11 protein-coding genes are annotated in these 14,246 nt (G+C 65.2%); 5 read left to right on the top strand and 6 right to left on the bottom strand.

Going from position 1 to position 14,246, the window contains the following annotated elements:
* Positions 1 to 7: 7 nt before the first annotated feature.
* Complete coding sequence (locus AB4136_RS01105; protein ID WP_024923062.1) at positions 8 to 283, bottom strand: hypothetical protein; 276 nt, start codon at positions 281 to 283, stop codon at positions 8 to 10.
* Between the two features lie 211 nt (positions 284 to 494).
* On the opposite strand from AB4136_RS01105, the gene typA reads away from it, so the two are divergent.
* A complete protein-coding gene (gene typA, locus AB4136_RS01100; RefSeq protein WP_137900864.1) occupies positions 495 to 2,318 on the top strand; it encodes a translational GTPase TypA in 1,824 nt (607 codons plus the stop codon).
* A 61-nt stretch (positions 2,319 to 2,379) separates the two neighbouring features.
* Here typA and AB4136_RS01095 read toward each other — a convergent pair whose 3' ends face one another.
* Complete coding sequence (locus tag AB4136_RS01095) at positions 2,380 to 2,997, bottom strand: DUF1062 domain-containing protein (protein ID WP_024923060.1); 618 nt, start codon at positions 2,995 to 2,997, stop codon at positions 2,380 to 2,382.
* A 569-nt stretch (positions 2,998 to 3,566) separates the two neighbouring features.
* On the opposite strand from AB4136_RS01095, the gene AB4136_RS01090 reads away from it, so the two are divergent.
* Complete coding sequence (locus tag AB4136_RS01090; RefSeq protein ID WP_024923059.1) at positions 3,567 to 4,181, top strand: LysE family translocator; 615 nt, start codon at positions 3,567 to 3,569, stop codon at positions 4,179 to 4,181.
* Between the two features lie 139 nt (positions 4,182 to 4,320).
* On the opposite strand, the gene AB4136_RS01085 is transcribed toward AB4136_RS01090, so the two are convergent.
* Positions 4,321 to 4,884 carry a peroxidase-related enzyme gene (locus tag AB4136_RS01085; protein WP_024923058.1) on the bottom strand — a complete coding sequence of 188 codons (564 nt, stop codon included), beginning with the start codon at positions 4,882 to 4,884 and terminating at the stop codon, positions 4,321 to 4,323.
* 140 nt (positions 4,885 to 5,024) lie between these two features.
* Between AB4136_RS01085 and AB4136_RS01080 the strand changes: the two genes are divergently transcribed.
* Positions 5,025 to 9,821, top strand: a complete 4,797-nt coding sequence (locus AB4136_RS01080) for an NAD-glutamate dehydrogenase (protein ID WP_024923057.1) — start codon at positions 5,025 to 5,027, stop codon at positions 9,819 to 9,821.
* A gap of 80 nt (positions 9,822 to 9,901) precedes the next feature.
* On the opposite strand, the gene AB4136_RS01075 is transcribed toward AB4136_RS01080, so the two are convergent.
* Positions 9,902 to 10,771, bottom strand: coding sequence for a LysR family transcriptional regulator (locus tag AB4136_RS01075; RefSeq protein WP_024923056.1), 870 nt, complete (start codon positions 10,769 to 10,771; stop codon positions 9,902 to 9,904).
* A gap of 98 nt (positions 10,772 to 10,869) precedes the next feature.
* Here AB4136_RS01075 and AB4136_RS01070 point away from each other — a divergent pair, with 98 nt between their 5' ends.
* Positions 10,870 to 11,466, top strand: a complete 597-nt coding sequence (locus tag AB4136_RS01070) for a LysE family translocator (protein ID WP_024923055.1) — start codon at positions 10,870 to 10,872, stop codon at positions 11,464 to 11,466.
* 30 nt (positions 11,467 to 11,496) lie between these two features.
* Positions 11,497 to 12,381: an NAD(P)-dependent oxidoreductase gene (locus tag AB4136_RS01065; RefSeq protein ID WP_024923054.1), complete on the top strand. Its 885-nt coding sequence runs from the start codon at positions 11,497 to 11,499 to the stop codon at positions 12,379 to 12,381.
* Here the strand turns inward: AB4136_RS01065 and AB4136_RS01060 are convergent.
* Both AB4136_RS01060 and AB4136_RS01055 read right to left on the bottom strand, forming a co-directional pair.
* On the bottom strand, positions 12,374 to 13,210 hold the full coding sequence (locus AB4136_RS01060; RefSeq protein WP_024923053.1) for an AraC family transcriptional regulator: 837 nt from the start codon (positions 13,208 to 13,210) through the stop codon (positions 12,374 to 12,376). The two genes, AB4136_RS01065 and AB4136_RS01060, sit on opposite strands and share 8 nt — an antisense overlap.
* 17 nt (positions 13,211 to 13,227) lie before the next feature.
* Positions 13,228 to 14,178, bottom strand: coding sequence for a transglutaminase-like domain-containing protein (locus tag AB4136_RS01055; RefSeq protein ID WP_024923052.1), 951 nt, complete (start codon positions 14,176 to 14,178; stop codon positions 13,228 to 13,230).
* Between the last annotated feature and the right edge of the window lie 68 nt (positions 14,179 to 14,246).

Here is a 14,246-nt window from a genome sequence, read left to right as displayed (position 1 = left end):
GTGGAGATTAGTGCTCGAAACAGGCGGCGGGCACGTTCGGCCAGGCTGCCTTGTCGCAACCCACATCGGCCTGGCGCTGCTTGAAGGCCGCGCTGACCGGGCCGGTAACGACGGGGTCGACGCCATCCGGCGCATCGGGGAACATCCGTTCGGCCTGGGTGACAACCGCCGCGATCGGCTTGTCGGCTGGCGTGGCGGCCGACCATGCGACGCCCAGCGCCAGAAGCGCTACCGTCGTTGCCGACGCGAAGATCATGCCGAAGCGGTTGAGTGCACGTATCATGGACGCCCGAATGCTCGACTGCGGAAAAGGTTCCGCCTTTGGTTAATGAAATTCTACGCCCGCGCCACTTAACAAAAGGTGACCAACGAATTGCCCGCACGCCGCCCCTTTCGCAAATGCGAAAAAACCTGTATGAGCCGCGCAACCGAAAAAGGCGGCGTCTCGATTTGATTATCCGGGCATGCTGCCTGTGCAACCTCCGAGACCCAGCATGAACCTCCGCAATATCGCGATCATCGCGCACGTCGACCATGGCAAGACCACGCTGGTCGACCAGCTTCTCAAGCAATCCGGCTCGTTCCGCGAGAACCAGCGCGTCGCCGAACGCGCGATGGATTCGAACGATCTCGAAAAGGAACGCGGCATCACCATCCTTGCCAAGGCGACGTCGGTCGACTGGAAGGACACCCGCATCAACATCGTCGACACCCCCGGCCACGCCGATTTCGGCGGCGAGGTCGAGCGCATCCTGTCGATGGTGGATTCGGCCATCGTTCTGGTCGATGCTGCCGAAGGCCCGATGCCGCAGACCAAGTTCGTCGTCGGCAAGGCGCTCAAGGTCGGGCTGAAGCCGATCGTCGTCATCAACAAGATCGACCGCCCGGACGGCCGCCACCAGGAAGTCATCAACGAAGTGTTCGACCTGTTCGCGGCGCTCGACGCCACCGACGAGCAGCTCGACTTTCCGATCCTCTACGGTTCGGGCCGCGACGGCTGGGTCTCCGAGAACCCGGAAGGCCCGAAGGACCAGGGCCTGGCGCCACTGTTCGACCTCGTGCTGAAGCATGTGCCGGCGCCGACGGTTCACCCCGGCCCGTTCCGCATGATCGGCACCATCCTCGAGGCCAACCCGTTCCTCGGCCGCATCATCACCGGCCGCATCGAATCCGGCACGCTGAAGTCCAACCAGCCGGTCAAGGTGCTGCACCATGACGGTTCGCTCTTGGAAACCGGCCGCGTCTCCAAGATCCTGGCCTTCCGTGGCCTCGAGCGCCAGCCGATCGAAGAAGCGCAGGCGGGCGACATCGTCGCTATCGCCGGCCTGTCGAAGGGCACCGTCGCCGACACCTTTTGCGACCCGGCCGTGACCGAGCCGCTGCATGCCCAGCCGATCGATCCGCCGACCGTCACCATGTCGTTCATCGTCAACGATTCGCCGCTGGCCGGCACCGAGGGCGACAAGGTCACCAGCCGCGTCATCCGCGACCGCCTGATGAAGGAAGCGGAAGGCAACGTCGCGCTCAAGATCGAGGAATCGGCTGACAAGGATTCGTTCTACGTGTCGGGCCGCGGCGAATTGCAGCTTGCCGTGCTGATCGAGACGATGCGCCGCGAAGGTTTCGAGCTTGCCGTGTCGCGTCCGCGCGTCGTTATGCAGAAGGACGAGAACGGCGAGTTGCTGGAGCCGGTCGAAGAGGTCGTCATCGACGTCGATGAGGAGCATGCCGGCGTCGTTGTGCAGAAGATGTCGGAGCGTAAGGCCGAAATGGTCGAACTGCGTCCTTCGGGCGGCAACCGCCAGCGCCTGGTGTTCCATGCGCCGACGCGCGGCCTGATCGGCTACCAGTCCGAACTTCTGACCGACACGCGCGGCACTGCGGTGATGAACCGTCTGTTCCACTCCTACCAGCCCTACAAGGGCGAACTGCCCGGCCGCACCAACGGCGTTCTGATCTCCAACGAGCAGGGCGAAGCCGTGGCCTATGCGATGTGGAACCTGGAAGACCGCGGCCCGATGGTCATCGACGCCGGCGTCAAGGTCTATCAGGGCATGATCATCGGCATCCACTCCAGAGACAACGACCTCGAGGTCAATGTGCTGAAGGGCAAGAAGCTGACCAACATCCGCGCCGCCGGCAAGGATGAAGCGGTCAAGCTGACGCCGCCGATCCGCATGACGCTGGAGCGCGCGCTGGCCTGGATCCAGGACGACGAGCTGGTCGAGGTGACGCCGAAGACCATTCGCCTGCGCAAGCTCTATCTCGACCCGAACGAGCGCAAGCGCTTCGAGAAGTCGAAGGTCAGCGCGGCCTGATGCTTTCAGAAAGGGCGGGGATTTCCCCGCCCTTTTCATTTTCACCGCCGGATCGACGTCATCATTCCGGTAGCGCATTGCGCAGGATCGCCTCCGCCGCGCTGTCTCCATCCAACTCGATCTCGACAAGCAACCCGTCGCGCACCGCCCGGTTGAGCTTGCCGGTCGTCCTGATCCTTGCCCGGTCGGCCAAGGCGGCCATGCGGCTGCGCGACAGGCCGAGTTCCGTCGCCAACAGGCGATCCAGCCGCAGGGAGACGGGATCGGGGGCGGCCAGCACAATCTCCAGCCGCGTCGGCGCATGCCCCGATCCGTCAAGGCGCTCCTTGCGGACGGCGACGTTCGCGAACTCCTCGACCCGCGACGTGTTGCGGCGCAGGGCGATGACATCGAATGCACAACGCCGCGCCAGCTTGGGATCGTTGCTTTCCAGTGCCGAAAGCAGATCGACGTCGATGTCGTGCGCGTTGCGGCGCTCGAACAACGTGTGGTTCCAGGTGTCGTCGCAGGCCGAGCATTTGTAGACGAGCCAGGCGTCGAGGCGCCTGCCATTGGCATTCAGCCGGAATTTGCCGCTGCAACGGAACGGCCGCTGGGCACCACAGCGTGCGCAGGCGCGCCAGGGCTCGGGGAAACGATCTGCAATAAGGGTCCATCGAACGCGGAGCGTGAACGACATGCCGGTTGGTCCTTCCCGTTGGGAAGTCCGTCCGAGCGACGATGAGCGAGGTGCCTCGAGCGGAGGCGCGGAATGGCGTTCGTGTGGAGATCAGGCGACGTGCCTGCGGCTCTGGCGCCGGGGCGCTGGCCAAACCGGTCTCGAACCGCCACAGGAACGAACGCAATCAAAAACGGCAACGCTCGCGCGCTGCCATGCGAGTTCAGGGAGAGCTGACGAGACCGGTGATTACGATGGCAAAGTCGGTAGCCTGAGGCTGATGAAGATGCGCGTTCCTAGCGGGTGGCATGGGCGAGATCAAGCGCACGTTTGACGCCGCCAGCTGTCGTGTAGCCAAATCTATTCGTTGCCACGCCTGCTTTCGCAATCTGGCTCATTGTCAAAGAACGCCCCCTTTTTTGGGGGGAAGTCGGGAAACCATGCCGGAACGCCGACACGCCGTCGCGGTGCGGGATTCTGGCGGCCGGACCCGCCAGGCCGGTTTTCAATCGACAGCGGAACGTCGTTTGCTTGCGTCCGGTGTCGATCCGCCTATTCTCCAGACGACAATGGTCGGTTTGGAGCCCGTCATGACCTTTACCTCGCTTCTCATCTTCGCCGGTGCTTTGCTGGTTGCGGCCGGTTCGCCGGGGCCGTCGATCGCGGCATTGGTGGCAAGGGTGATCTCGAAGGGCTTTCGCGATGTGTTCCCGTTCCTGGCCGCCATGTGGATCGGCGAGGCGATCTGGCTTTCCTTCGCCGTCTTCGGCCTGGCCATGGTGGCGCAGACCTTCCACCTCGCCTTCGTTGCGGTGAAATGGCTTGGTGTCGCCTATCTCGCCTATCTTGCCTGGAAGATGTGGACGGCGCCGGTCGACACCACCGGCGGTTCGCTGCCGAAGGATGATTCGCCGGCGAAACTCTTCATGGCCGGCATGGCGGTGACGCTCGGCAACCCCAAGATCATGATGTTCTACCTGGCGCTCCTGCCGACTATCATCGATCTCGCCTCGGTGAGCGTCGTCGGCTGGATGGAGCTGACCGCAACCATGGCGGTGGTGCTGATCGCCATCGATCTCGCCTGGGTGCTGGCGGCCGCGCAGGCACGTAGGCTCCTGAAAAGCCAGCGCGCCATGAAGATCGCCAACCGTATCTCGGCCGGCACCATGGCCGGGGCGGCGGCGGCGATCGCGGCGCGCAGCTGAATTTCTTTCTACCTTCTCCCCGTTCACGGGGAGAAGGTGGCCCGAAGGGTCGGATGAGGGGCTGCGCCTGCCTTTCGAAAGTTAGCTCCGCCCCTCATCTGCCCGCCGGCATCTTTTCCTGTTCACGGGGTGAAGAGCGCTACCGCGCCATCGCGTGATATTCGTCGTTCGGGCGCATATCGATGGCAGCGGCGACGCGGTTCGACATGTTGAAGAAGGCGGCGGTCGAGGCGATGTCCCAGATGTCGCGGTTCGAGAAGCCGGCCTTGCGCAATGTTTCGCGGTCGGCCTCGACGATCTTTGCCGGCTGCTCGGTCAGCTTGACCGCGAATTCCAGCATGGCGCGCTGCTTGTCCGACAGATCGGCGGCGCGGAAATTCATCACCATCATCTCGCCGAAGGCCGGATCGCCCGACAATTGCCGCACCGCCGCGCCATGCGCGGTCAGGCAATAATAGCAGTGGTTGATCGATGAGACGACGACCGCGATCATCTCGCGTTCGAGCTTGGTGAGGCCGGAATCGCCCAGCATCAGATCGTTATAGGTGTCGGTGAAGGCGCGCAGCTTCTTCTCGTCGAAGGCGTAGGCCTTCAGCACATTGGGCACGAGGCCGAGTTTTTCCTCGCATTTGGCGAAATAGGCCTGCGTGGCTTCGCTGAGTTCGGCTTGCGGCAAATCCAGCGCGGTGATCTTTTCGGCCATGGCATTCTCTCCCGGATGCGAGCTGCAAATTTATTGTGCAGACGGCATTTTTCTTAGGCAGCCGTCAAACCTTTGTCGCCAAAAGGCGTTCATCTGCTACGATAGTAGCAATGCAGCCTATGGCGGAGGAAAATCGCATCATGGCCAGCCTGAAGTCCGCGTCCAAGCCGAAAAAATCGACAATGGCGAAGGGAGGTGCGACGAAGGAAGGTCAAAAGCCGGGACGGCTCGCGGATTTTCTCCTGGCAAGAGCGCCCTCCGAAGACGTTGCCGCCTATGAGGCGGCCGACCTCGCCCGAGCCGCCGAACTCGCAGAAAAAGCGGTTGCCCGCCACAAGAAGGGCGAGAGCATCGTTGCCGTCGATGCGGCTTCCGGCGTGTCGCGGCAGGGCCGGCCGGTGACGGTCATCACCGTCGTCAACGACAACATGCCGTTCCTGTTCGATTCGATCCTTGGCGAGATCACCGAGACGGCCGGCGAGCCGACGCTGGTCACCCATCCGGTCATCGCGGTCAGGCATTCCAAGACCGGCGTCGCCGAGATCGTCGGCGACGGCAGCCTGGTCAAGGAAGACGCCGGGCTCGACAAGGTCAGCGTCGTGCATGTCCATATTGGTCGGCTCGGCGAAGAGACCGCCGCGGCACTTGGCGCGCGGTTGACGAAGATGCTGGCGCAAGTGCGCGCCGCCGTTACCGACTGGAAACCGATGCTGGCCAGGCTCGACCAGGCGATCTCGGAATTCCGCTATGCGCCGGTGCCGCTCGACAAGAAACACGTGGCCGAAGGCATCGCCTTCCTCGAATGGCTGCGCGACGACAATTTCACCTTCCTCGGTATGCGCGAGTTCACCTATTCCGGCGGCGAGAAGAGCGGCACGCTGGAGCGCGCCGACAAGCCGGGGCTGGGCATCCTTGCCGATCCCGACGTGCTGGTGCTGCGGCGCGGCACCGAAGCGGTGACGACGACGCCGGAAATCCGTGCCTTCCTGCACGGGCCGGAGCCGCTGATCGTCACCAAGGCCAACGCCAAGTCGGTGGTGCACCGGCGCATCTATCTCGACTATGTCGGGGTCAAGACCTACGACAAGAACGGCAAGCTGGCGGGCGAACTGCGCATCGTGGGCCTGTTCACTTCCACCGCCTATACGCGCTCGGTGATGAAGATCCCCTATCTGCGCTCCAAGGCGGAAACGGTGATCGCCAAATCCGGCCTCAATCCGGACGACCATTCCGGCAAGGCCCTGATCAATGTGCTGGAGAGTTATCCGCGCGACGAGCTGTTCCAGGTGCCGGTGCCGATCCTGCGCAAGCATGCCGAGGCGATCCTCGGCCTGATCGAGCGGCCGCGCGTGCGTGCGCTGGTGCGCGCCGATCAATTCGACCGCTTCGTCTCCATCCTCGTTTTCGTGCCACGCGATCGTTACGACAGCGTTGTACGCGAGAAGGTGGGCGCCTATCTGAAGACGGTTTTCGACGGTCGTTTGTCGGCTTACTATCCGGCTTTCCCTGAAGGCGGGCTGGCGCGTGTCCATTTCATCATCGGCCGGTCCGGCGGCAAGACGCCGAAGGTCGAGCAGGAGACGGTCGAGGCGGCGATCCGCGACATCGTGCGGACCTGGGAAGATGCGCTGGCCGAAGCCGCCGAGGCCGGCGGCAACGATCCGGCATTGAAGGCGATCGCCGCGCGCTTCCCGGAAAGCTATCGCGATTCGTTCTCGCCCGCCGTGGCGCTGGTGGACGCGGCGCGCATCGCCAGGATCAACGCCGAAAACCCGATCGCCATCGACTATTACCGCGACGCCGGCCAGGCGCCGGAACAGGCTTCGCTGAAGATCTATCATCACGGCAGCCCGGTGGCGCTGTCCAGGCGCGTGCCGGTTCTGGAGAACATCGGCTTCCGCGTCATCAGCGAACGCACCTTCGAGGTGGGCGAGAATGGCGACCGCGTCTTCATCCACGACATGGAACTGGAAAATGCCTATGGCCGGCCGATCGATCTTGCCGATGGCGGCGGCCTGTTCGAGGACGCGTTCCTGGCGGTGTGGCGCGGCGACATCGACAATGACGGCTATAACGGGCTCGCCCAGACCGCCGGCCTGTGGTCGCACGAGGTTCTGGTGCTGCGCGCCTATGGCCGCTACCTGCAGCAGGCGGGCATTCCGCAGAGCCAGGATTTCATCGCGGCCGCGCTCAACCGCTATCCCGACATCGCGCGCGGCCTGCATGCGCTGTTCGTCGCCCGGCTGGGGCCGGCCGCTACCGGCGAGGGCGTAACGACGGCGAAACACCTCAAGGCCAAGATCAAGGATGCGCTGGAAGACGTTCCCAACATCGACGACGACACCATCATCCGCCGCTATCTCAACCTGATCGAATCCTCGCTGCGGACCAACCACTTCGTCCCGGCTAAGAAGGAGCGCGGCCAGTCGCTGGCGATCAAGCTCGAGTCGCGCGCCGTCGAAGGTCTGCCGGAGCCGCGGCCATGGCGCGAAATCTTCGTCTACGGTTCCGAGGTGGAAGGCGTGCACCTGCGCTTCGGCCCGGTGGCGCGCGGCGGCCTGCGCTGGTCGGACCGGGCGCAGGACTATCGCACCGAGGTGCTCGGCCTGGTCAAGGCGCAGCAGGTGAAGAACGCCGTCATCGTGCCGGTGGGCGCCAAGGGCGGCTTCTTCCCGAAGCGCCTGCCGCCGGCCAGCCAGCGCGACCTGTGGTTCGAGGCGGGCCGGCAGGCCTATATCAACTTCGTCTCCAGCCTGCTGTCGATCACCGACAATATCGGCGTCGACAGTGTCATCCCGCCGGTCGACGTGATCCGGCACGACAAGGACGATCCTTATTTCGTCGTCGCCGCCGACAAGGGCACGGCGACCTTCTCCGACACCGCCAACGCGATTTCGGAAAAGCATGGCTTCTGGCTGGACGATGCCTTCGCTTCCGGCGGCTCGGCCGGTTATGACCACAAGAAGATGGGCATCACCGCCAAGGGCGCCTGGGAAGCGGTGAAGCGGCATTTCCGCGAGATCAACCGCGACATCCAGACCTCGCCTTTCACCGTGGTGGGCGTCGGCGACATGTCGGGCGACGTGTTCGGCAACGGCATGCTTTTGTCGGAGCAGACCAAGCTGATCGCCGCCTTCGATCATCGCGACATCTTCATCGATCCGGAACCGGACATGGCCGCCTCCTTCGCTGAGCGCAAGCGCATGTTCGACCTGCCGCGCTCGAGTTGGCAGGATTATGACAAGTCGAAGCTGTCGGCGGGCGGCATCGTCGTCTCGCGCAACCAGAAATCGATCACGCTGCCGGCGGACGCCGCCGCCGCGATCGGGCTCGCCAAGACGACCGCGACGCCGGCCGAGATCATGACCGCCATCCTCAAGGCGCCGGTCGATCTTCTGTGGTTCGGCGGCATCGGCACCTATGTGAAGGCGTCGAGCGAGACCAACCAGGACGCGGGCGACCGCGCCAACGATCCGATCCGCGTCAACGCGATCGACGTGCGCGCCAAGGTGATCGGCGAGGGCGCCAATCTCGGCGTCACCCAGCGCGCCCGCATCGAGTTTGGTCTCGCCGGCGGCCGCAACAATTCCGACGCCATCGACAATTCCGGCGGCGTCAATTGCTCGGACGTCGAGGTCAACATCAAGATCGCGCTGGCCTCGGCCATGCGCAAGGGTTCGCTGGCGCGGCCGGCGCGCAACAAGCTCTTGGCCGAGATGACCGACGAGGTCAGCGGGCTGGTGCTGGCCAACAATTACGAGCAGACGCTGGCGCTTTCGCTGGCCCGCAAGCGCGGCCTGGCTGACATCGCCCATCAAGGCCGCTTCATGGCGGCGCTCGAGGCGCGCGGCCTGCTCGACCGCGCGGTCGAGACGCTGCCTTCGCCGGCCGCGCTGGCCGACCGCGAGGCGCGCGGCGAACCGCTGACCAGGGCCGAGCTCGGCGTGCTGCTCGCCTATGCCAAGATCGTGCTGTTCTCCGATATCGTTGCTTCCGACGTGCCGGACGATCAGCAGTTCGACGCCGATCTGATGGGATATTTCCCGGACCGCATGGCCAGGAAGTTCGCGGCCGAAATCCATGGCCACAGGCTGCGCCGCGAAATCATCGCCCGCGTCGTCGCAAACGATCTGGTCAATCGCGGCGGGCCTTCCTTCACCAACCGGCTGATGGAGGCAACCGGCCGCAGCGCCGCCGACGTGGTGCGCACCTTCGCGGTGATCCGCGCCGGCTTCGGATTGTCGGCGCTCTATCGCGAGATCGACGCGCTGGACAACAAGATCGACGGCCAGGTGCAGATCGATCTCTACCAGGTCGTAAGCCGGCTTATTTACGTGACCGCCGGCTGGTATCTGAAGAACGATACCGGGTCGGCGCCGCTTGGTCAGCGCATCGCCGAACTGCAGGAAGCGCGCAAGGCACTGGAGCCGAAGCTTGCCTCGCTGCTGTCGGATTTCTCGCGCGAGCGGCTGGAGGAGAAGCGGCACGGGCTGTTCAAGGTTGGCACGCCGGACCGTCTGGCGGATCGGTTGGCGCTGGCCGATGTCGCCGAACTGATCCCCGACATCGCGCTCACCGCGCGGCTGGCCAATGCCGACATCGTCGCGGCCGCCAAGGCGTTCTTCGCCGTCAGCGAGGCGTTCCGCATTCCGCGCATTGAGGAAGCGGCGCGTTCGGTGACACCGCCGGACTATTACGACCAGCTGGCGCTTTCGCGGGCCACCGACACGATCGGCGCGGCCAGGCGCGGCATCGCGGTGACGGCGCTGACCCAGCATGGCACGGCGGCCGATCCCGTCGCGACCTGGCTGGAAGCCGGCGGCGAACGCATCAGCCGCGTGCGCGAGCGGCTGCAGGCGCTGACCGAGGGCGGCGAGATCACGGTGTCCAGGCTGTCGGTGGCGTCCGGGCTGATGAGCGACCTGATCGGGGCGTAGGTAGCAACGTCGATTCTGTGGCGGCGGTGAGCTGAATGTCACCGCCGCACGCAATCTTCATTCCGGGCTAGCGGTTGCGCCTACGCCGCCAGCCGGGTGCGGGCGAGCCCTTCGCGGATGTGGCGAGCAAGCTCTGCCGTTGCCGGGGCGGCGTCGCGCTCGGGCATGCGCAAATTGATGGCGAAGGAAGGCAGCGGCGGCAGGCCGGCCTCGACCGGCAGGATGTCGAGATGCTGCGGCACGGTGAAGGCGAGCCAGGTGGTCACCGCCAGATCGGTGGTTACGGTGGCCGTGGTGGCATCGATGCTGCCGTTCTCGAACACGGTGCGCCATTCCCGGCCCTGGTCGCGCAGCGCGGCCAGCACGGCCGGCCGGAAGGCGCAGGTTTCCGCGACCATCGATACCGGCAGCGGCGTCTTCAGATACGCCTGGCCGCCCTTGGCGCCGACCCAGACCAGCCGCTCGACAACAAGGCATTCGCCCGTGGAAGCGCCGACCGGCTCCTCGACGAGGGCAAGGTCGATCTCGCCATTGGCGAGCGCGCGAGCGAGATCGGGCGAAGAGGCGCAGACCAGCGATATCTCGACCTGCGGAAAGGCCTGCGCATAGGATTTCAGGATGGGCGCGATGAAGGCGCCGGCGAGGTCGAACGGCACGCCGAGCCGCACCGGGCCCTCGACGCGGCGCGTCGTCATATCCGCCCATATCTCGTCGTTGAGGCTGAGCAGGCGCCGTGCCTTGCCCAACAGGCGCTCTCCCGCCGGGGTGAGGCGCAGCCCGCGCCGGTCGCGGAAAAACAGCGGCTTGCCGAAGGCCTGTTCCAGACGGGCGACCTGCTGGCTGACCGCGCTCTGCGTCAGATGCAGGGCATTGCCGGCGGCGGTCATCGAGGCGCGGTCGGCAACGGCGAGGAAGGTTCTGAGCAGGGCGATGTCGAGGTTACGGGTCATCGCAGCATTATGATTGCTAATGCCAATTATAATCAACATGCGATTTTCTAATGGCAGGCGGCACGGTAGCAATGGTGCCGTTTCAACGGACAAACCGCATGTCGCCCGAGACCATTCTGCCGCTCGCCGTCTTCGCCCTGATTTCGACCGGGTCGCCGGGCGGCGCTACGACGCTGGCGACGGCGTCCGGCGCCCATTTCGGTTTCCGCCGTTCGATGCCGCTGATGGTGGGCATCGCCGCCGGGCTGGCCAGCATGGCGGCGGCCGCCGCTGCCGGACTTGCCGGTGTTCTGGAAGCAATGCCGTCGCTGCAACTGGCCATGAAGGCGATCGGCTCGGCCTATCTTTTGTGGCTTGCTGGCAAAGTGGCGACTTCGGGTGCGCCGCGCCTCGACAAAGACCTAGCAAAACCGACCAGCCTTCTGGGTGGCGCCTGGCTGTTGTGGTGCAATCCGAAAGCCTGGGCGATGACGCTGGGCGCCGCCGCCTCCTTTGCGGCGCTGGCGAGCAGCCCGGCCGCGCTCGGCGTGCTGCTGGCACTGGCCTTTGGTCTGGCGGCGGCGCTTTCACTGTCGGTGTGGTGCGCGGCCGGTTTGCTGATGGCCCGGGTGCTGAGGACCGAGCGCCAATGGCGTGTCGTCAACATGGCGCTGGGCGTTCTGCTTGCGCTGTCGATCCTGCCGATGTGGCTTTGAGTCCGGACCATGCGCAACCGGGGAGAGGTTATGGACATCGGCTTTATCGGTCTCGGCGTCATGGGCCAGCCGATGGCGCTCAATCTGGCGCGCGCGGGAAAGCCGCTGACGGTCTGGAACCGCTCGGCCGAGCGTTGCGAGCCGCTGCGCGCGGCGGGCGCAAAAGTGGCGGCCGATGCCGCCGAGGTTTTCGCGGTTACACGCATCGTTATCCTGATGCTGGCGACGGAAGCGGCCATGGATGCCGTGCTGGGGCGCGGCTCAGCGGATTTCACAACGCATGTCGGCGGCCGCACCATCGTGCATATGGGCACGACCTCGGCCGACTATTCGCGCCGGCTCGGCGCCGACATCGAGGCCGCCGGCGGTACCTATGTCGAAGCGCCGGTTTCCGGCTCGCGCAAGCCGGCGGAGGCCGGGCAACTGGTGGCGATGCTGGCCGGCGCGCCGGAGGTGGTCGAGACTGTCCGGCCGCTGCTCCAGCCGATGTGTCGCGACATGGTGCCATGCGGGGTGGTGCCCAATGCGCTCTTGATGAAGCTCGCGGTTAATATATTCCTGATCACCATGGTGACGGGCCTTGCCGAGTCCGTGCATTTCGCCGAGCGGCACGGGCTGGATCTCGAACGGCTGGTCGCCGTGCTTAATGCCGGGCCGATGGCGAGCGACGTCTCCCGCATCAAGGCGGCCAAGCTCCTTAGCGGAGATTTCTCCGTGCAGGCGGCGATCACCGACGTGTTCAAGAACAACCGGCTGATCACTGAAGCGGCGCGCACGGCCAAGGTGGCTTCGCCGCTGCTCGATGTTTGCCACGCGCTCTATGGCGAAACGGAAGCGATGGGACTGGGCCAGGAAGACATGGCCGCCGTTATCCGCGCGCTTGAACAGCGCACGGCGGCGGCGCGGGCTACCTGACCGGAACCCAGATTTCGAAGCCGCCGGCGCCGGTGACGGGGTCGAAACCTTCGCCATAACGTTCGATCAGGTCGGGCATGTCTCCCGGTATCAGTCCGGCCGCCGGCAGGGCCTGCGTAAAGACCGCGTGAATGGTGGCGGCGATGGTGGTGACGTGCCCGGCATGCCGAAAGGCGGCCCAACGCTGCGCCGGCAGCCTGATGCCGGTGAAGGTGCCATCGAGATCGGCGAGGGTCCGCATTTCGACACCGGCCAGATAAAAATAGCCGTCGCCGGCGCCGACACCGGTGACCAGCCCGTAAGTGGCCTTGCCCTTCTGGCCCGGGATCGCGCCGAGATGCGGCGTGAATTCCTGCCACAGCGCCGGTATGCCGGCGAAATCATCACTCGCGAAACGGCGGCCGAGGCCGGCTATCAGCAACGGGCCGGGCGTCTCGATGCGCGGCGGCGGCAGGCTGACGCTGACCTTGGGGTCCTCGCGCAAGGGCTCGACCAGGGCGATGCCATTGAGATCGCCGCGCGTGCGGATTTCGGCCGGCGTCAGGCCGAATTGATCGCGAAAGGCGCGTGAGAAGGCTTCATGCGAACCGTAACCGGCCTGCAGCGCGACGGCGAGGATGTCAGGAGCGCCGGCGGCCAGCGCGCGGGCGGCTTCGCTCAGCCGCCGTCCGCGCAGATAGGCGCTGACGCTTTTCCCGGTGGCGTGAGAGAACAGGCGCGACATCTGGAACCGCGAAAGGCCGCAGACCCTGGCCACGGCATCGAGCGTGACATCTTCGGCGAAGTGGCTTTCGATGAACCAGATCGCCTTTTCGACCGGTGTCCGCATCCGCGACGGTCCGCCTTTCAGACCTCGAAAACCTGCTCCTGTCGCTGGCGCAAGGCGTTGAAGACGGATCGCGGCAGCGCGAGCCCGGCATCATCGGCGAAACGGCGGCGCATCGCATCAAAATTCGCGTCCGGATTGGCGGTCAGCCGGGCGACCTCGTCGAAGAAGACGAGTTGATCGTTCGAAAGCCGGGCATCGATGGCCGGCTGCGCGCCCCATACGTCCCATGGCAGGATTTCGCAGCCGTTCAGGGTGGCGAGATCGCGCGTCATGTTGCCGGCGATGAACCAGAGGCCGCGCATCTGCGAGAACTCGATGCCGAACAGCTCCGGGTCCAGCGCGCCGGCGCGGCATAACCGCCAGGCGTCGGGCGCCGTCAGGAAGCGGTCGCGCGGCACGTCATGGATGCCATGGCCGATGGCGAGGTTGCGTATGAAGATGGCGTCGAACTGGGCGTCCAGCAGTGCCCAGCGGCCTTCATCCGCCTTCCAGTATTCGCAGACCCAATGGTCTTCATATTTCCCGGGGTTGAAATAAGCGCCGAAACCGCCCCTGCCGCGTGCTGGGATGCCGTGGTGGCGGAAGATGGCGACGGCGAGCAGCATGAAATGCCGACAGATGCCGACCAGCCGCCGCTCGGGCGGACGGGCGACCGACAGGGGCTGGCCATCAAGCGCCAACAGCCGGTCGACAATGGCCTCGACCGGGCGGATATGGCTCTCGGCGCGGCGCTCGGTGGTGATCGGGCAGCCGTAGAACGGCTCGGTGACGTGTTCGTAGATCAGCAGGCCCTGGACGATGCGCGCTATGTCGGCGGGGTCGGACGGCAAGGCGTCGAACAGTGCGGCGTGGCGGCCGGGCGTGCTGAAGGCGGATTGCCGCGCATAATAGTCGAGGACGGCTTCGGGGCATTTGTGGGCAAGGCGGGCGTGAGCGGGGTGCGTGCGTGCGGCATTGAGGGTGTCCATGGCGGTCTCCCGAGTTCGAAACGGCTATCGCTCTGTTCTGCCGCAGGACTCGCCGCCGCGCTTGATCG

This window comes from Mesorhizobium sp. 2RAF21 (genome assembly GCF_052115345.1).
GTDB lineage: Bacteria > Pseudomonadota > Alphaproteobacteria > Rhizobiales > Rhizobiaceae > Mesorhizobium > Mesorhizobium terrae.
The sequence above is the reverse complement of the archived record's forward strand: the minus strand, read 5'-3'. Positions and strand labels throughout refer to the sequence as shown.